Source organism: Wenjunlia vitaminophila DSM 41686, assembly GCF_000380165.1.
Lineage (GTDB): Bacteria > Actinomycetota > Actinomycetes > Streptomycetales > Streptomycetaceae > Wenjunlia > Wenjunlia vitaminophila.
Genome location: NZ_KB904724.1, coordinates 33,832 through 52,232 on the forward strand (window position 1 = coordinate 33,832; position 18,401 = coordinate 52,232).

The window sequence follows — 18,401 nt, forward strand, 5'->3', positions numbered from 1 at the left end:
GGCGGTGAGCTCGCTGGTTCGGGGGCGCGGACCGCCGTGGGCGGCGTCCTGGGGCGTCAGGGGTCAGCGCTGCCGTTGCACGCCGGCGAGCACCGTGGTCACGAGCCTGTTGACGGCCGCGGTGGTCGGCGGGCCCGGGTCGCGGTCCACGAACAGGAGGTGCCCGCCTCCGACCAGGGAGAGGGCGAGTGAGTCGATGTCGGCGTCGGCCGCGATGCGGCCCATGTCGCGCTCATCCGTCAGGTACGCGGTGATCGCGGTCGTGACGTCGGCGAGGATCGCGACGCCACCCCCGGGCCTGGCCTGCCGCAGCCGCGTGCGCAGCTCGTCCCGGAAGGTGACGAGCGGGATGATCGCCATCGGCACCGGTCCGAACAGGGCGGTCAGCGCACCAGTGAGGTTGTCGGTCACGGTGCCGGTGCCAGCGGCCTCGCGCAGCGTGCGCGCCTGCGTCTCGAGCCGTGCGGCCCGGTCGAGCACGAGCTCGGTGAGGAAGGCGTCGAAGTCGGTGAAGTGCCGGTGTAGGACGCCTTTGGCGCATCCCGCCTCGTCGGTGACGGCCCGACTGGTCAGCCCGTTCGGGCCGTCGCGCAGCAGCACGCGTTCGGCGGCGTCGAACAGTTGCTGTCGCGCGTCGCGTAGGTGCACCCCGGTCGGCACTCACGGATCCTCTCGTACGCCCGTCCTGGCATCCGTTGTCCAGTGGGCGTCTGCCCACTAAAGTGAACGCATGCCCACTCTATCGCGGGAGCAGCCAGAACCGGCGCCGCCGCACCGGGCTCGGCGGGTGGCCGAGTCGTTCGGCGTGGCCGCTGAACGCTACGACCTGGCCCGGCCCGGCTACCCCGACGGCCTGGTGGCGCGGATCGTGGCCGGGAGCCCGGGCCCCGACGTGCTCGACGTCGGGTGCGGGACCGGCATCGCGGCGCGCCAGTTCCAGGCCGCCGGCTGTGCCGTGCTCGGTGTCGAGCCGGACGTGCGGATGGCCAACCTCGCCCGGGCCCGCGGCCTGCGTGTCGAGGTGGCCACCTTCGAGGCGTGGGAGCCGACCGGCCGGGTGTTCGACGCACTGGTCGCCGCCCAGTCCTGGCACTGGGTGGACCCCGCCGTCGGCGCCGTGAAGGCGGCCCGGGTGCTGCGTCCGAACGGGCGCCTGGCGATCTTCGGGCATGTGCTCGAGCCGCCTGTCGAGGTGGCGGAGCCCTTCGCCGTCGCCTACCGTCGGGTGGCGCCCGACTCCCCGTTCGGCAACCAGCCGGCGCGACGCCCACTGGACGCCTACCAGGCGGGGTACGCGCGGATCGCGGACAACATCCGCGAGACGGAGCAGTTCGACGCCCCCGAGCAGTGGCGGTTCGACTGGGAGCGGTCCTACACCCGGGACCAGTGGCTGGACCTGCTCCCCACCACCGGCGGCCTCACCCGTCTTCGTTCCGACCAACTGGCCGAGGTGCTGGGCGCGGTGGGAGACGCCATCGACGCACTGGGTGGCCGCTTCACGATGCGGTACACCACTCTGGCAACCACCGCCGTCCGCGCCGGCACCCCGTGACGCTGCCTCACCGACGCGGCGGGCCCGCAGCAGAGCATGGGGGAAAGACCCACCCCTCCCGCGCCATCCGTGAGCGCCCCGGCAGACGCATCCGGCGGTCATCCGCGTCCCCGCTGATCACCGGGGACGCTGGCCGCGTCGAGGCGGCCCACCGGCCTTCGGTCGTCAGGGCGCCACACGCGACACCGTCGAGCGGCGCGCCGACCGGAACAGGTGACCAGGCGGCGCGGGCCGCCCCGCGGACTCACCTTTTGTGACGGGGGTCACACAGTTGTGCGGTAACGCCGTCCGGTCGTCCGCCCAAGTACGGGTGAAGGGCTCGACGACATGGGAGAGGCCCAGGTGCAGAAAACCAGCAGAAGTCCTTGTGGGCCCGCCGAGGCGGCGCGCGACCCCCGGGTGTTCGCCGACTTCTACCGGCGGCACATCGACGCGGTGACCCGGTTCCTGGCGCGTCGCGTGGAAGACCCGCACGCCGTCGCGGACCTGACGGCGGAGGTGTTCCTCGCCGCCATCGACTCCGCGCACACCTACCGCCCGGGGCTGGGCAGTGAGATCGCCTGGCTCTACGGCATCGCCCGGAACGTGGCGTCGGCGGAGCGCCGCCGGGCCGCCCGCGAGGCGGTGATGAACGAGCGGGTCTGTGGTCGCCGGCTGCTGGACTCCGACGACATCGCCCGCCTCGAGGACAAGCTCGACGCCGAGAGCGAGGGGCGGCGGCTGCTCAGGGCCATCAGCGGGCTCCCCGAAGGAGAGCGGGCCGTCCTGGAGCTGGTCGCGGTGGACCAGCTCACCGTCTCGGAGGCGGCAGCGGCCCTCGGCATCCGGCAGGTCACCGCGAGGGTCCGGCTCCACCGGGCACGTCGGGCGCTGCGCAACACAACCGAGGCCGAACCGGCCGGGCCCGCCGAGCGACACGGGCCGCCCGGACCGCCCCCCACGGCGTCCCGCGGCTGCGTGCCCGGGGCCGCGGTCTCCGAGGCGCCCACCCGGCTCGCGTTCACAGCAAGGCTCGCAGGGAGAGAGGCATGACGAAGAAGACGTTCGAGGACCGACTGCTCACCGAACTCCAGATGGAGGTGGAGCTGGGCCGCGACGACCGGCCGCAGCCGGCCCGCCGCATGGTCACCGCCCGGCGTGCCGGCATGGTACTGGCGGTGTGCGCGGGCATGGCCGTGGCCGGGGCCGTGTTCCCCGGCTCCACCAGCACCCCCGCCTACGCGGTGGAGAAGAACCCGGACGGTACGGTCACGCTCAGCATCAACGAACTCATGCTCCCCATGGAGTCACAGGACCGGCTCGTGGTGGAGCTCCGCCGGGCCGGTCTGGCGGCGGAGATCGACCTCCTCCCGAAGGGGTTCGTGTGCCTGCCGCGGTCGGGGGACCGGCTGGGCATGATGGAAGTGCGTGTGGACGGGAAGCCGATCGCTGAGTCGATGGCACTGCACCGGGCCGGCGAAGGAACGACCGAGGGCCCTCCCGCGCCGGACCTGCCGGGCCGCGACGAGGTGACCGCCCGCCCTGCTGAGCCGGACCCGGGCGGCGATGGGTGGCTCGATGACCTTGCCAGGTCGGCACCGCCGAGCAAGGCGGTGCTGAACCCGGCCGGTCCCCTGATGGACATGTCCCTCACCCTTCGCCGCGGTGACACGCTGGTCATCGAGAACTCCCTGGTGGAGGGGAACGGACGGTCCGTTTCCTACTACCGGGTCAGTGGGGAGGTCCCGCCCTGCCAGCGGGTGCCCGCGGACACCGTCCGTTAGCCCACCGTGGGTCCGGCCGGTCGCCCACGGGACCGCAGCCGGTGTCGGTGCGGCATGGGATGCTGTGGGGGATGGCCAGGACGACGAAGAAGGACGACCCCCTCGCCCCGGTGACCCTCGCGGTCGGGCAGGAGGACCTGCTGGTGGACCGGGCCGTCGCCCAGGTGGTGGCGGCGGCCAGGGCCGACGACCCCGACACCGACGTCCGGGAGCTCACCCCGGACCTGCTGCGGCCCGGCACGCTGGCCGAGTTGACCAGCCCCTCGCTCTTCGCCGAGCGCAAGGTCGTGGTGGTGCGCGCCGCCCAGGACGTGGCCGCGGACACCGTCAAGGAGCTGAAGGCGTACCTGACCGACCCGGCAGCGGAGATCACCCTGGTGCTCGCGCACGCCGGCGGGGCGAAGGGCAAGGGCCTGCTGGACGCGGCGCGCAAGGCCGGGGCGCGCGAGGTGCCCTGCCCGAAGATGACCAAGCCGGCCGAGCGGCTGGGGTTCGTGCGGACGGAGTTCCGCGCCGCCGGGCGCTCGGTCACCGAGGAGGCGTGCCGGGCGCTGGTGGACGCCATCGGCAGCGACCTGCGCGAGCTGGCCAGCGCCTGTGGGCAACTCGCCGCCGATGTCGAGGGCACCATCGACGAGGCCGTGGTCGCCCGGTACTACACCGGCAGGGCCGAGGCGTCGAGCTTCACCGTCGCGGACCGGGCGGTGGAGGGCAGGACCGCCCAGGCACTCGAACAGCTCCGCTGGGCGCTGGCGGTGGGGGTGGCACCGGTCCTGATCACCAGCGCGCTGGCGCAGGGTGTGCGGGCCGTCGGCAAGCTGGCCACCGCCCCCCGGGGGATGCGGCCGGGCGACCTGGCCCGGGAGCTGGGGATGCCGCCGTGGAAGGTGGACAAGGTGCGGCAGCAGATGCGGGGGTGGACCGGCGACGGGCTGGCGGTCGCCCTGCGGGCCGTGGCCGAGGCCGACGAAGCGGTCAAGGGAGCCGGGAGCGACCCCGCGTACGCCCTGGAGCGGGCCGTGGTCGCGGTGGCGCAGGCAGCCCGTTCCGGCGGTCGTTAGCGTCCACGTGCCTGCAGGGGCGCACCAGCGTCAGCCCCGGTCCTGCGGGCGGCTGGTGGTCCCGCCCCGCGGGCCCGCCCGATGCGCACGCCGCCCCGCCCGCTCGTGCACCCGTGCCGGTGACCTCCCCGAACGCCTCCCGGCACCGGAGGGCGGCGCGTCACTGGCTGAGCTTCTTCAGGGTGGCCTCGGTGTCCTTCTTGATGACCGGTGTGATCTCGGAAACCGACTCCTCGCTGGAGGTGTCGAAGTCGCTCCAGGACATGGTGTACGTCATCCAGCCGTCCCGGACCCCCAGGTACACGGAGCGACTGGTGTTCTCGTCGTTGGGGTCGGGGGTCACCAGGTACGCCTTGTCGCCCAGGCCGTCCACCTCCTCGACCTTGTACTTGGTCTCCAGGTGGGCGTAGCTCTCCCAGCGTGCCTCGAACTCCGCCGACGGGTCGGTCTTCTTGTGCAGCTCCACGTTGATCGACAGGTAGGCGTTCGAGTAGTCCGCGCCCTCCTTCTTCAACGAGAGGTTGCAGGACATGCTGTCCAGCGCCGCGTGTTCCAGCTCGTCGTGGCTGGGGTCCTCGTCCTCCACCGGGTACTTCTCCTTCATACCCGAGATGTCGGACGCGGCGCAGAGGTTGTCCTTCAACGCGTAGGCGCCGAGGTCGGCCTCGTCGTCGCCCAGCATCTGGAAACCGACCAGTGCTCCGCCCCACAGCACCGAGGCGATGCCCGCGCCGAGCAGTGCGTACAGCGCCTTCTTGCCGCCGCCGCCCGCGACCGGTGCCCCCGGGGGGCCGGGCGGCGGGACACCCGGGCCGTAGGGCCCCGGCTGGCCGGTGGGCGGCTGCGCGTAGGGGTTGGGGCCGCCGGGCGGGGCGGGCTGCGGCTGGATGTAGGGGTTGGGTTGTCCGGTCCCGGTGCCCTGGTAGGACTGGGGCCCGGGCTGTCCGGGCACGCCCGGTGGGGTAGCCGGCTGCCCTGGCGGCGGTGGATAGCCGCCCGCGCTCTGCGGGTTCGGGTACGGGTACGAACTGGGCTGGTCTGGGGGCGTGGACATGGCGCGACCCTACCCAACACGCCAACAACCCCGCCCGGCTGGTGGGTAATCGTTCCAGAACGATTACCCACCAGCCGGGCGGGGTTCCGCGGGTCCTGGCGGGCCGGACCGAGGAGATCCGGGCCGCCGACCCTCCGTCGCGTGAGGCGCCGCACCCGCGTGGCGAACGTCGGCCGCGTGCGGCGTCCAGGGCTGGACCGGGGCGGGTGAGAGGGACCGCGGGTTCCGTTCCAGCGATCCGGGGTCGCGGCACGCCGGCCGTGGGCCCGGAGGACGGGACGAGGAAGCGGGTCAGCCCTTGAGGGTGGCGACCCGGTGGGCGAGGGCCGACTTCTTGTTGGCCGCGCTGTTCTTGTGGATGACGCCCTTGCTGGCGGCCTTGTCGAGCTTCCGCGAAGCCTCGCTGGCCAGCGCCGTGGCCTTCTCGAGGTCGCCGGCCTCCACGGCCTCACGGGTCTTGCGGATCGCGGTCTTCAGCGAGGACTTGACCGCCTTGTTCCGCTGCCGCGCCTTCTCGTTCGTCTTGATCCGCTTGATCTGGGACTTGATGTTCGCCACGAAAGAGCCTCTGAGTGGGTCGGGAACCTGTTGTGCCTGCTGGCGGGTGGTGCTCGGCCGACTTCGCGGGTCACGCGGCGCGGGTCACGGGTGCCGGGTGCACAGTGCGGGCGAGCGGTGTCGAACCACGCAGTGCGCTACCGAGCGTCGTGGACCAGGCAGCGTGGGGCCACGCGTCGAGGGCCGTCCGGCGCGGTCGTGCTGGGCAGTGGTACTGCCTGGCAGGAACGGCGCCGGGCGCGTCGCGGAAACAGGCGCGATGCGCAGTGGAACAGGGTACCAGCAGGCCGGATGACCGCCCAAAACGCCCCGGGTGGGCGGTGGGCTCGGATGGCGCCCGGCCGGCAGCGCGCCCGCGGGGGGCCGTCGCCGCCCGGGCTCGTGGGACTATGGGAACGACGAACCGATCAGACCGCGCCGTCCGCCATGTCCGCCGCTCCCGGCCCAGGGGGCGGCAGCCCGGGCGGCGGACCGAACAGAATCTGGACACCGCGTGCCCGCGACCTCCACCCATGTGCCGGAGCCGAGCCGTACCGAGCCGGCTCTGATTCGCAACTTCTGCATCATCGCGCACATCGACCACGGCAAGTCCACGCTCGCCGACCGGATGCTCCAGCTCACCGGCGTGGTCGACCAGCGCCAGATGCGTGCACAGTACCTGGACCGCATGGACATCGAGCGGGAGCGCGGCATCACGATCAAGTCCCAGGCGGTGCGGCTGCCCTGGGCGCCCACCCAGGGGGCGTCCGCGGGCACCACGCACATCCTGAACATGATCGACACCCCGGGGCACGTCGACTTCACCTACGAGGTCTCCCGCTCCCTCGCGGCCTGCGAGGGGACGATCCTGCTGGTGGACGCGGCCCAGGGGATCGAGGCCCAGACCCTGGCCAACCTCTACCTGGCCTTGGAGAACGACCTCACCATCATCCCGGTGCTGAACAAGATCGACCTTCCCGCGGCCCAGCCGGAGAAGTACGCCGCCGAGCTGGCCCACATCATCGGCTGCGATCCGGGTGACGTCCTCAAGGTCAGCGCGAAGACGGGCGAGGGCGTCAGCGAGCTGTTGGACGTGGTGGTGGAGCAGGTCCCGGCGCCGGTGGGCGTGGCCGACGCCCCTGCCCGGGCAATGATCTTCGACTCGGTCTACGACGCCTACCGCGGCGTGGTCACCTACGTACGGGTCGTGGACGGTCACCTGTCCAAGCGCGAGCGCATCCAGATGATGTCCACGGGGGCCGCCCACGAGCTGTTGGAGATCGGCGTCATCGCCCCGGAGCCCAAGGCGTCCGACGGCCTCGGCGTCGGCGAGGTGGGTTACCTGATCACCGGGGTGAAGGACGTGCGCCAGTCCAAGGTCGGCGACACCGTCACCCGGCTCTCCAAGGGCGCCACCGAGCCGCTGGGCGGGTACAAGGACGCCAAGCCCATGGTCTTCTCCGGGCTCTACCCCCTGGACGGCTCCGACTACCCGCTGCTGCGCGACGCGCTGGACAAGCTCAGGCTCAACGACGCCGCGCTGGCGTACGAACCGGAGACCTCCGTGGCGCTCGGCTTCGGCTACCGCTGCGGCTTCCTCGGCCTGCTCCACCTGGAGATCATCCGGGAGCGCCTGGAACGCGAGTTCAACCTGGACCTGATCGCCACGGCGCCCAACGTGGTCTACCAGGTCCAGATGGAGGACGGCACGGAGCACACCGTCACCAACCCCAGCGAGTTCCCCTCCGGCAAGATCGCCGCGGTGCACGAGCCGGTGGTGCGGGCCACGGTGCTGGCCCCCAGCGAGTTCATCGGCGCGATCATGGAGCTGTGCCAGGCCCGCCGGGGCACCATGCTGGGCATGGACTACCTCTCCGAGGACCGGGTGGAGCTGCGGTACACCCTGCCGCTGGCGGAGATCGTCTTCGACTTCTTCGACCAGTTGAAGTCCAAGACCCGCGGCTACGCCTCACTGGACTACGAACCCACCGGGGAGCAGACGGCCGACCTGGTCAAGGTGGACATCCTGCTGCACGGTGACAAGGTGGACGCGTTCTCCGCCATCGTGCACAAGGACAAGGCGTACAACTACGGCGTGCAGATGGCCTCCAAGCTGCGGGAGTTGATCCCCAGGCAGCAGTTCGAGGTGCCGATCCAGGCGGCCATCGGGTCCCGGGTCATCGCCCGCGAGACGGTCCGGGCGATCCGCAAGGACGTGCTCGCGAAGTGCTACGGCGGTGACATCTCCCGCAAGCGCAAGCTGCTGGAGAAGCAGAAGGAGGGCAAGAAGCGGATGAAGGTGGTGGGCCGCGTGGAGGTCCCGCAGGAGGCGTTCATCGCCGCCCTGTCCACCGACTCCGACGGCTCCGAGAGCAAGGGCCGCAAGTAGTCGAACCCGCCCCGTGGTCAAAGCCTTACGCACCGGGCCCGGCGCCCGTACCCTGATCACCCTGGCTGTTGGTTACTGGTGAGTTAAGCCTGGTGTGCGGGCCCCGGAGGTTGATGTGAGCGAATCCGCCGAGAAGTCGGTCACTGTCATGGTCGAGGACCGGCCGTCATCCGTGGCGGCGATCTTCCTCGACCGGATCGAGTCGACGCCGGACGCCGAGGCGTACCGTTTCCCCGTGCTCGGTGGCCGACCCGGGGGCGACGCGGGGACGGAGGGCCGGGAGTCCGGCGCCGAGCCGTGGGAGTCGCTCACCTGGGCCCAGGCCGGGCAGCGGGTCAAGCACGTCGCCGCGGGCCTGATGGATCTGGGGGTGCGCCCCGAGGAGCGGGTCGCCATCTCCTGCAGCACCCGGGTGGAGTGGATCCTGGCAGACTTCGGCATCCTGTGCGCGGGTGCGGCCACCACCACCATCTACCCCTCCACCAACGCCGAGGAGAGCGCCTACATCCTGGCTGACTCGGGCAGCCGCATCCTGGTCGCCGAGGACGCCGCGCAGCTCGCGAAGGTCCGGGGTCTGCGGGAGCAACTGCCCGACCTCACCCACGTCGTGGTGGTGGACGGCACCGGGGTGCCCGACGACGACTCCGGCTGGGTGCTGTCCCTGGCCGAGCTCGAGCGACGTGGCGCGACGTACCTCGAGGCGCACCCGACCTGCGTGGCCGACTCGGTCGCCGCGCTCCGCCCCGACCAGCTCGCCACCCTCATCTACACCTCCGGCACCACCGGCCGCCCCAAGGGAGTCCGGCTGGTCCACGACACCTGGTCGTACATGGCCAGGGGCATCGAGGCGACCGAGCTGATCAACGCGCAGGACGTCCAGTACCTGTGGCTGCCGCTCGCCCACGTCTTCGGCAAGGTACTGCTCGCGGCCCAGGTCGGCCTCGGTCACGTCACCGCCGTGGACGGCCGGCAGGACAGGATCGCCGCCAACCTGCCGCTGGTGCGGCCGACCTTCATGTGCGCCGTGCCCCGGGTGTTCGAGAAGGTCTACAACGGCATGGCCGCCAAGGCCAGGGAGGGCGGCCCCACCAAGTACAAGATCTTCAAGTGGGCGGCCGGAGTGGCCCGGGAGTACGCGCGGGTCACCCAGGAGAACCAGCGCCGCACCGGCACCCCCTCCGCCCCGTTCCGGCTGGCCCGCAAGCACGCCCTGGCCGACCGGCTGGTCTACTCCAAGCTCCGGGCGGCGTTCGGCGGCAACCTGCGCGCCTGCTGTTCCGGCTCCGCCGCCCTGTCCCCGGAGATCGGCTACTTCTTCTCCGGCGCCGGGATCCACATCCTCGAGGGCTACGGGCTCACCGAGTCCAGCGCGGCCAGCTTCGTCAACCCGGCGGTGTACCGCACCGGCACGGTGGGCAAACCGCTGCCCGGCACCGAGGTCCGGCTCGCCGAGGACGGGGAGGTCCTGCTGCGCGGCCCCGGCATCATGGAGGGCTACCACGGGCAGCCCGAGATGACCGAGGAGGTGCTCGACCCGGACGGCTGGCTGCACACCGGGGACATCGGCGAGCTGTCCGAGGACGGCTTCCTGACCATCACCGACCGCAAGAAGGACCTGATCAAGACCTCGAACGGCAAGTACGTGGCGCCGACCGAGGTCGAGGGACAGCTCAAGGCGATATGCCCGTTCGTCAGCAACGTGGTGGTGCACGGCGCCGGGCGGAACTTCTGCTCCGCGCTGATCGCCCTGGACGAGCCGTCGATCACCACCTGGGCCGAGGAGAACGGACTCGGCCACCTGTCCTACTCCGAGATCGTCGCCGCGCCCCAGGTCCGCGAGCTGCTCGAGGGGTACGTGGCCCGGCTCAACGAGGGGCTCCAGCGCTGGCAGACGATCAAGAAGTTCGCCGTCCTGCCGCGGGACCTCGACCTGGAGCACGGCGAGGTGACCCCCAGCCAGAAGGTCAAGCGCGCGGTGGTGGAACGCAACTACGCCCACCTGCTGGAGGAGATGTACGCCGGGACCCGGGAGGCGTAGTCACCCGCCCGGCGCGGCCGTGCCCGGCGGTCGCCCCGGTACCCCGGTACGCGGGCCGGTTCCCCCAGCGGTGCGGGACAATGGGGACATGCCCTCCGCACTCCCCGACGGCGAGCCGGTCCCCCCGGACGGTGCGCTGCCCGCATCCGCGCTGGACGGAGCCGGGACCCGCCCGCTCGGCTTCTACCTCCACGTCCCGTACTGCGCGACTCGCTGCGGGTACTGCGACTTCAACACCTACACCGCCGGTGAACTGCGCTCGGCGGACGGGGCCCGGGCCACCCAGGAGGGCTACGCGGACCTCGTCGTCGAGGAGGTCCGCCTGGCCAGGAAGGTGCTGGGGGACACCGACCGCGAGGTCAGCACGGTCTTCGTCGGCGGCGGCACCCCCACCCTGCTGCCCGCGGCCGACCTCGGGCGGATGCTGCGGGCGGTCCGGGACGAGTTCGGCCTGGCCCCGGACGCGGAGGTCACCACCGAGGCCAACCCCGAGTCGGTCGACCCCGAGTACCTGGCCGAGTTGCGCGGGCACGGGTTCGACCGGATCTCGTTCGGCATGCAGAGCGCCCGTGAGCACGTGCTGCGGGTCCTGGACCGCCGGCACACCCCCGGCCGGCCGCAGCGCTGCGTCGCCGAGGCCAGGGCGGCCGGGTTCCGGCAGGTCAACCTGGACCTGATCTACGGGACCCCGGGCGAGTCCGACGACGACTGGCGGGCCTCCCTGGACGCGGCCCTGGGGGCCGCGCCGGACCACGTCTCGGCGTACGCGCTGATCGTCGAGGAGGGCACCGGGCTCGCCCGGCGCATCCACCGCGGGGAGGTCGCCCCCGTCGACGACGACGTGCACGCCGATCGCTACCTGATCGCCGAGGAGACCCTGACCGCGGCCGGCCTGGCCTGGTACGAGGTCTCCAACTGGGCGGTGGACGCCGCGGCCCGTTGCCGCCACAACGAGCTGTACTGGACCGGAGCCGACTGGTGGGGCGCCGGCCCCGGCGCGCACAGCCACGTCGGCGGGGTCCGCTGGTGGAACGTCAAACACCCGGCCGCCTACGCGCAGCGCCTGGACGCCGGCCGCTCACCGGGGGCCGGCCGGGAGGTCCTGACCGACGAGGAGCGCCGCACGGAACGCGTCCTGCTGGAACTGCGGCTCGCCGACGGCTGCCCGCTGGACCTGCTCACCCCCACGGGGGCTGCCGCCGCCGGGCGCGCCGTCGCCGACGGCCTGCTGGAACCCGTCCCGTTCCGGGCCGGCCGCGCGGTGCTCACCCTGCGGGGCCGGCTGCTCGCGGACGCGGTGGTGCGGGACCTGGTGGACTGACACCGGCGCCATGGTCCGGGCCCGGGTCAGGCCTCCGCCGTCACGAAGTCGATCAGCTCCTCGACCCGGCCGAGCAACTCCGGTCGCAGGTCGCGGTAGGAGTGCACCGCGCCCAGGATCCGCCGCCAGGCCGCCGGCGGGTCGTCGGGCCAGCCCAGGGCCCGGCAGGTGCCCCGTTTGAAGTCCTGCCCCGGTGGGACGTCCGGCCACCGGTCGATCCCGAGCGCCGAGGGTTGCACCGCCGCCCAGACGTCCACGAAGGGGTGTCCCACCACCAGCACGTGCTCCCCGGTGACCCGGGCGGCGATGCGGGACTCCTTGGAGCCCGGGACGAGGTGGTCGACCAGGACACCGAGCCGGGCGCCGGGGCCCGGGTCGAACCGCCGGACGATCTCGGGGAGGTCATTGATCCCCTCGAGGTACTCCACCACCACCCCCTCGATGCGCAGGTCGTCGCCCCAGACGCGTTCCACCAGCTCCGCGTCGTGCCGACCCTCCACGAAGATCCGCCCCGCCCTGGCCACCCGGGCCCTGGCGCCGGGCACGGCGAGGGAGCCGGACGCGGTGCGTGCGGGCCCCCGCCCGGTCCCCCCGGCCGGCGGCCTGACCAGGGTGACCACCTGGCCCTCGAGCAGGAAGCCGCGCGGTTCCATGGGGAAGACCCGGTGCTTGCCGAACCTGTCCTCCAGGGTCACGGTCAGTCCCTGGGCGGTCTTCTCGCAGCGCACCACGGCGCCGCAGAAACCGCTGCTGACCTCCTCCACCACCAGGTCCGGTTCGGCGGGCACCTCGGGCACCTGCTGCCGCCGCTGCCAGGGCGGGGTCAGGTCCGGGTCGTAGCTCCTGCTGCGCATGGGAAGACGGTAGTCGCCCGGGGCCGTCACGCCGTGCCGAAGCGCCGGGCCAGGGCGTCGCGCTGGGCCCCGACGAAGGCGGCGTCCACCACCGCGCCGTGGCCCGGTACGTAGACGGCGCCGGGGCCGCCCTCGGCGAGCAGCCGGTCCAGGGCGGCCGGCCAGCCACCGGGCACCGCGTCGGGACCGGCCTGCGGCGGCCCGGACTCCTCCACCAGGTCGCCGCAGAACACCACGGGCGTGGGGCCGCCGCGCACCACCACCGCCAGGTCGTGGTCGGTGTGCCCCGGGCCCGGGTGGACCAGGCGCACGGCCAGCCCGCCCAGGTCCAGCTCCAGCTCGTCGTCCACCAGGTGGTCGGGCGGGACCAGCGCCCGGACGGCCGCCCGGGCCACCGCGGGATCGACGCCGTACCGCACCGCGTCCGCCGCCAGTTCCTGCGGCACCAGCGCGCCGACCAGGCCCCGTTGCCCGTACACCGCCGCCCCGTCCGGGGTGTCGGGACCCGGGCGGAAGGCGGCCGTGCCCAGGCAGTGGTCGAAGTGCCCGTGGGTGACGACGACGTGGTCGGCGCCGCGTCCGGTGGCCGCCCGCACCGCCGCGGCCAGGTCCGCCCCCTCCTGGAGGGAGCCGCCGGTGTCGATCACCAGCACCCCCCGGGCGCCCGCCACCACCCCGACCGTCGCGTCGTGACCGGGCAGCCGGCGCCGTGCCACGGCAGGCCCCAGCGGCTCCCAGCCGCCCTCGTCCCATCCTGCTGTCATACCGCGACGGTAGTCCGAGCGGCGCCCGATACGGTGTCCGCCATTTCGGAGCGTTGCTACCCGGCCGTACACTGGCTCCGGGTCTGTTGGCACTCGGTTGAGCAGAGTGCCAAGGCGATTGGTGGTCAAGACCACGGGCTGGAGGTGTGGGCCATGCTCAGCGAACGCAGGCTTGAGGTGCTCCGCGCCATTGTCCAGGACTATGTGGGCACGGAGGAGCCGGTGGGTTCCAAGGCACTCACCGAGCGTCACAACTTGGGAGTGTCTCCCGCGACGGTCCGCAACGACATGGCGGCGCTCGAGGAGGACGGCTTCATCCATCAGCCGCACACCAGTGCGGGACGCATCCCCACCGACAAGGGCTACCGGCTGTTCGTGGACCGGTTGGCCGGGGTCAAGCCGATGTCCGGGGCGGAGCGCCGGGCCATCCACAACTTCCTCGGCGGAGCGGTGGACCTGGACGACGTGATCGCCCGCACGGTCCGCCTGCTGGCCCAGCTCACCCGGCAGGTCGCCGTCGTCCAGTACCCGTCGCTCACCAGGTCCACGGTGCGCCACGTGGAGCTGCTCGCGCTGGCCCCGGCCCGGTTGATGCTGGTGCTGATCACCGACACCGGTCGGGTGGAGCAGCGCATGGTGGACTGCCCCTCCCTCGTGGGGGAGGTGGCCCTCGCCGACCTCCGGGCCCGGTTGAACAGCCGGGTCGCCGGCCGCCGGTTCACCGACGTGCCTCAGCTCCTCCAGGACCTGCCGGAGGCCTTCGAGCAGGATGACCGGCCCATGGTCACCATGGTCCTGGCCACGCTCCTGGAGACCCTGGGGGAGGAGACCGAGGAGCGGCTGATGATCGGCGGCACCGCGAACCTCACCCGGTTCGTCCACGACTTCCCGATGACCATCCGCCCGGTGCTCGAAGCCCTGGAGGAACAGGTCGTGCTGCTGAAGTTGCTGGGCGAGGCAAAAGACTCCGGAGTAACCGTACGAATCGGTCATGAGAACGCTCATGAGGGACTGAACTCCACCTCCGTCGTGTCGGTCGGCTACGGTTCGGGCGACGAGGCGGTTGCGAAACTCGGCGTGGTCGGCCCGACCCGCATGGATTACCCCGGAACGATGGGAGCGGTACGCGCAGTGGCACGTTACGTCGGACAGATCCTGGCGGAGTCGTAAGTGGCCACGGACTACTACGCGGTCCTGGGGGTTCGCCGTGACGCGAGCCAGGACGAGATCAAGAAGGCGTTTCGTCGACTTGCCCGGGAGCTCCACCCGGACGTCAATCCGGACCCGAAGACCCAGGAGCGGTTCAAGGAGATCAACGCCGCCTACGAGGTGCTCTCGGACCCGCAGAAGAAGCAGGTCTACGACCTCGGCGGGGACCCGCTGTCCAACACGGCCGGCGCCGGCGGAGCCGGAGGCTTCGGCGGCGCCGGGTTCGGCGGCTTCAGCGACATCATGGACGCGTTCTTCGGGACGACGTCCCAGCGCGGCCCCCGCTCCCGGACCCGCCGCGGCCAGGACGCGATGATCCGCCTCGAGGTGGAGCTGGACGAGGCCGCTTTCGGCACCACCAAGGACATCCAGGTGGACACCGCGGTGGTCTGCGGCACCTGCGAGGGCGAGGGCGCGGCGCCGGGCACCTCGGCGCAGACCTGCGACATGTGCCGGGGCCGCGGGGAGGTCAGCCAGGTCACCCGCTCGTTCCTCGGCCAGGTCATGACCTCGCGTCCGTGCCCCCAGTGCCAGGGCTTCGGCACGGTGGTCCCCACCCCGTGCCCGGAGTGCGCGGGCGACGGCCGGGTCCGCTCCCGCAGGACCCTGACGGTGAAGATCCCGCCGGGCGTGGACAACGGCACCCGCATCCAGCTCGCCGGCAGCGGCGAGGTCGGCCCGGGCGGAGGCCCCGCCGGTGACCTCTACGTGGAGATCGCCGAGCGCCCGCACCCGGTGTTCCAGCGGCGCGGTGACGACCTGCACTGCACGGTGACGCTGCCGATGACCGCGGCCGCCCTGGGCACCAAGGTGCCGCTGGAGACCCTGGACGGGATGGAGGAGGTGGACATCCGCCCCGGCACCCAGTCCGGGCAGTCCATCCCCCTGCACCAGCGCGGCATCACCCACCTGCGGGGCGGCGGTCGCGGCGACCTCATCGTGCACGTCGAGGTGCAGACGCCGAACAACATCGACCCCGAGCAGGAGGAGCTGATCCGTCGGCTGGCCAAGCTCCGCGGCGAGGAGAGGGCAGCGGGCCAGTTCGCCCCGGGCCAACAGGGGCTGTTCTCCCGGCTGAAGGACGCGTTCAACGGCCGCTGACCCCCGGACGGGGGGCCGTGACACCATGGGCCACATGGTCGAATTCCTCGGTCTGGCAGCCCATCCGGTCGTCCAGGCGCCCATGGCCGGCGGGGTCTCCGGCCCGGAGCTGGCCGCCGCAACCTCCCGCGCCGGTGGTCTCGGCTTCCTGGCGGCGGGCTACAAGACCCCCGAGGCGATGGCGGCGGAGATCGAGCGACTGCGCCAGCTCACCGGGCGGCCCTTCGGCGTGAACCTCTTCCTGCCGCAGCCGGGCAACGCCGACCCCGCAGCGGTCACCGCCTACCGTGACCGGCTCGACGGCGAGGCCACCCGGTACCGAGCCGCGCTCGGTGACCCCGGCCAACCGGCCGACGACGGCTACCAGGCCAAGGTGGCGGTGCTGGTGCGCGACCCGGTGCCGGTGGTCAGCTTCACCTTCGGCTGCCCCTCCGCCCGGACCCTGGAGTCGCTGCGCCGCGTCGGCACGGTCACGGTCGTCACCGTGACCACCCCCGCCGAGGCGGTGGCCGCCGAGCGGGCGGGAGCCGACGCGGTCTGCGCACAGGGCGTGGAAGCGGGCGGCCACCAGGGGACGCACCACGACGACGCGGGGCGGGACGGCGCCGGCCTGGGACTGCTGGCGCTGCTCGCCCTGGTCCGGGACGCCGTGACCCTCCCGGTGATCGCCGCGGGCGGGCTGATGCGGGGCGGGCAGATCGCCGCGGTGCTGGCCGCGGGGGCGAGCGCCGCCCAGCTCGGCACCGCGTTCCTGGCCTGCCCTGAGTCCGGGGCGCACCCCCTGCACAAGGCCGCGCTGACCGACCCGGGTTTCCCCCACACCGAGCTGACCCGGGCCTTCTCCGGGCGGCCGGCGCGGGGCCTGGTCAACCGCTTCCTGCGCGAGCACGGCCGGCGGGCGCCCGCCGCCTACCCGCAGGTGCACCACGTCATCGCGCCGCTGCGCAGGGCCGCCGCCGAGGCGGGGGACCCCCAGGCGATGGCGCTGTGGGCCGGCCAGGGCCACCGGCTGGCCCGCGACCTGCCGGCCGGGGAACTGGTGGGGACCCTGGTCGAGGAGATCGCCGCGGCCCGCAGGGGGTGGGACCGCTGAGCGCCCCGGTCTTCCTGGTCCCCACGGAACGACTGGCCGCCGCGGGGCCCGGGGACACGCTGCTGGTGGACGGCGCGGAGGGACGGCACGCCGTCTCGGTGCGTCGGCTCCGGGTGGGGGAGGAGGTCGTGCTCACCGACGGCGCGGGCAACGGCGCCAGGACCCGGGTCGCCGCCGTCGAGGGCAAGGACACCCTGCACGCCGTCGTGCTCGAGCGGACAGCCGAGCCCGAGGCACCGCTGCGCCTGACCGTGGTCCAGGCCCTGCCCAAGGGGGACCGTGGGGAACTGGCGGTGGAGACCATGACCGAGGTCGGGGTGGACGCCGTCGTGCCCTGGTCGGCGTCCAGGTGCGTCACCCAGTGGCGGGGGGAGCGGGCGGCCAAGTCGCTCGCCCGCTGGCGCGCCTCCGCCCGCGAGGCCGGCAAGCAGGCCCGCAGGCTCCGGTTCCCAACGGTGCACGAGCTGATGACGACGGATCAGGTTTCCGAGCTGTTGGCCACCGCCGACCTCGGGGTGGTCCTGCACGAGGAGGGCGCCGCCCCCCTGGCCACCGCCCCCCTGCCGGCGCGGGGCTCGATCGTGCTGGTGGTGGGCCCCGAGGGCGGGCTGACGGAGGAGGAGGTCGCGACGTTCGCCGCGGCCGGGGCCCGTCCCCACCGCCTCGGACCCAGCGTGCTGCGCACCTCCACGGCCGGGGTGGCCGCCGCCGCCTCGGTGTTCACCCGTACGGGACGGTGGGCCTGATCCCCCATAGCGGCCCCGGGATGACGGTCCGTCGCAAGGTGTAGACCCGTCACCACCCGGTCCTGCCCGTGCCCGATGCGCCTCCAGGACCTGGTCGGCACGCTGAAGGACATGGGAGCACACAGATGGATGGCAGTGTCGCTGACCGGACTCCTCGTCGCCTTCGGGCCGGCCCTGGTCGCCTGTGACGAGGCCGAGGAGGAACTCACCGAGGCAGCGGTGGAGCTCGCCGTGGACAAGCTCGGCTCGGACCGGCTGCGGGACGCCGGGGTCGAACTCGACGGGATGGACTGCGACACCTCCCACCAGGACGCCGAGGACCGGGTCTCGGTGGTCTGCACCGGGGAGACCGACGACAACCGGAAGATCAGGATCACCGGCACGGTGAGCGACGAGGGCGGCGACTGCGTCCGCGGCGCCCTCAAGGCGGTGGTGGGCACCCGCACGGTCTTCGACCTCAACGCCCTCGGCGACTGCGCCACCCACTAGCCCCGCCCAGCGACACCATGCGGCCGGCGCCGCGGACCGCGCCCCTGCCAAGTGACGAGGCCCGGCGGCCGAGGGCTCCCACATCATGCGGCTGGCGCCGCGCGGGGGGAGCGGGCTGAGGAGCGCCGGCAGGGGCTCCCCAAAGGCGGCCGGCGGCGAGCGAACCCCAGCAAGGCGCCGCAGTGTCGTGCACCCCCACCCCGGCGTCGCGGAGACGTGAGCGAGCCGCAGTGACACCATGCGGCTGGCGCCGCGGACCGCGCCCCTGCCGAAGAGACGAAGAGAAGGTCGCGAGGAACGAGCGACCGCACGACGAGGAACGCCGGCAGGGGCACCCGAAAGCGGCCGGCGGCGAGCGAACCCAAAAAGAGGCGCCGCAGTGTCGTGCACCCGCACCCCGGCGACGCGTAGACGTGAGCGAGCCAAAGGC

General features: G+C 72.8%; 17 protein-coding genes. 12 read left to right on the top strand and 5 right to left on the bottom strand.

Annotated elements, in window-relative coordinates; genetic code table 11:
- Positions 1–63: 63 nt before the first annotated feature.
- Positions 64–660 carry a TetR/AcrR family transcriptional regulator gene (locus A3IG_RS0125815; RefSeq protein ID WP_018386481.1) on the bottom strand — a complete coding sequence of 199 codons (597 nt, stop codon included), beginning with the start codon at positions 658–660 and terminating at the stop codon, positions 64–66.
- Between the two features lie 70 nt (positions 661–730).
- Here A3IG_RS0125815 and A3IG_RS0125820 point away from each other — a divergent pair, with 70 nt between their 5' ends.
- The 4 genes from A3IG_RS0125820 to holA all read left to right on the top strand — a co-directional run bounded on the left by A3IG_RS0125820 (position 731) and on the right by holA (position 4,376).
- Complete coding sequence (locus tag A3IG_RS0125820; protein ID WP_026220672.1) at positions 731–1,552, top strand: class I SAM-dependent methyltransferase; 822 nt, start codon at positions 731–733, stop codon at positions 1,550–1,552.
- Between the two features lie 327 nt (positions 1,553–1,879).
- Positions 1,880–2,584, top strand: coding sequence for an RNA polymerase sigma factor (locus A3IG_RS31340; protein WP_201787550.1), 705 nt, complete (start codon positions 1,880–1,882; stop codon positions 2,582–2,584).
- Positions 2,581–3,315: a hypothetical protein gene (locus tag A3IG_RS32145; protein ID WP_018386484.1), complete on the top strand. Its 735-nt coding sequence runs from the start codon at positions 2,581–2,583 to the stop codon at positions 3,313–3,315. The genes A3IG_RS31340 and A3IG_RS32145 overlap by 4 nt, the downstream gene beginning before the upstream one ends.
- Before the next feature lie 71 nt (positions 3,316–3,386).
- On the top strand, positions 3,387–4,376 hold the full coding sequence (gene holA / locus A3IG_RS0125835) for a DNA polymerase III subunit delta (protein ID WP_040912362.1): 990 nt from the start codon (positions 3,387–3,389) through the stop codon (positions 4,374–4,376).
- Between the two features lie 160 nt (positions 4,377–4,536).
- Here holA and A3IG_RS31350 read toward each other — a convergent pair whose 3' ends face one another.
- Both A3IG_RS31350 and rpsT read right to left on the bottom strand, forming a co-directional pair.
- Positions 4,537–5,430 (bottom strand): hypothetical protein, encoded by an 894-nt coding sequence (locus A3IG_RS31350; protein ID WP_157862358.1) that lies wholly within the window; start codon positions 5,428–5,430, stop codon positions 4,537–4,539.
- Between the two features lie 291 nt (positions 5,431–5,721).
- Entirely contained in the window at positions 5,722–5,988 is a 267-nt protein-coding gene (gene rpsT / locus A3IG_RS0125845; RefSeq protein ID WP_018386487.1) for a 30S ribosomal protein S20, read from the bottom strand.
- 493 nt (positions 5,989–6,481) lie between these two features.
- Here rpsT and lepA point away from each other — a divergent pair, with 493 nt between their 5' ends.
- The 3 genes from lepA to hemW all read left to right on the top strand — a co-directional run bounded on the left by lepA (position 6,482) and on the right by hemW (position 11,715).
- Positions 6,482–8,356: a translation elongation factor 4 gene (gene lepA, locus A3IG_RS0125850; protein ID WP_018386488.1), complete on the top strand. Its 1,875-nt coding sequence runs from the start codon at positions 6,482–6,484 to the stop codon at positions 8,354–8,356.
- A gap of 148 nt (positions 8,357–8,504) precedes the next feature.
- Entirely contained in the window at positions 8,505–10,394 is a 1,890-nt protein-coding gene (locus A3IG_RS0125855) for an AMP-dependent synthetase/ligase (protein WP_040912365.1), read from the top strand.
- Positions 10,395–10,482: 88 nt separating this feature from the next.
- Positions 10,483–11,715 carry a radical SAM family heme chaperone HemW gene (hemW, locus tag A3IG_RS0125860; protein ID WP_018386490.1) on the top strand — a complete coding sequence of 411 codons (1,233 nt, stop codon included), beginning with the start codon at positions 10,483–10,485 and terminating at the stop codon, positions 11,713–11,715.
- Between the two features lie 26 nt (positions 11,716–11,741).
- Here hemW and A3IG_RS0125865 read toward each other — a convergent pair whose 3' ends face one another.
- A complete protein-coding gene (locus A3IG_RS0125865; RefSeq protein ID WP_018386491.1) occupies positions 11,742–12,569 on the bottom strand; it encodes a DUF3097 domain-containing protein in 828 nt (275 codons plus the stop codon).
- Positions 12,570–12,595: 26 nt separating this feature from the next.
- Positions 12,596–13,333 (bottom strand): MBL fold metallo-hydrolase, encoded by a 738-nt coding sequence (locus A3IG_RS0125870; RefSeq protein ID WP_026220673.1) that lies wholly within the window; start codon positions 13,331–13,333, stop codon positions 12,596–12,598.
- Between the two features lie 153 nt (positions 13,334–13,486).
- On the opposite strand from A3IG_RS0125870, the gene hrcA reads away from it, so the two are divergent.
- From hrcA to A3IG_RS0125895, 5 genes are all read left to right on the top strand, one after another.
- Complete coding sequence (hrcA, locus tag A3IG_RS0125875) at positions 13,487–14,503, top strand: heat-inducible transcriptional repressor HrcA (protein WP_018386493.1); 1,017 nt, start codon at positions 13,487–13,489, stop codon at positions 14,501–14,503.
- Positions 14,504–15,643, top strand: a complete 1,140-nt coding sequence (gene dnaJ / locus A3IG_RS0125880; protein ID WP_018386494.1) for a molecular chaperone DnaJ — start codon at positions 14,504–14,506, stop codon at positions 15,641–15,643.
- Positions 15,644–15,668: 25 nt separating this feature from the next.
- Positions 15,669–16,736, top strand: coding sequence for a nitronate monooxygenase (locus A3IG_RS0125885; protein ID WP_018386495.1), 1,068 nt, complete (start codon positions 15,669–15,671; stop codon positions 16,734–16,736).
- The gene (locus tag A3IG_RS0125890) at positions 16,733–17,482 is read left to right on the top strand and encodes a 16S rRNA (uracil(1498)-N(3))-methyltransferase (protein ID WP_026220675.1); all 750 of its coding nucleotides are present in this window, start codon (positions 16,733–16,735) and stop codon (positions 17,480–17,482) included. Before A3IG_RS0125885 ends, A3IG_RS0125890 begins: the two co-directional genes overlap by 4 nt.
- Before the next feature lie 111 nt (positions 17,483–17,593).
- Positions 17,594–17,971: a hypothetical protein gene (locus A3IG_RS0125895; protein ID WP_157862359.1), complete on the top strand. Its 378-nt coding sequence runs from the start codon at positions 17,594–17,596 to the stop codon at positions 17,969–17,971.
- Positions 17,972–18,401: the final 430 nt, after the last annotated feature.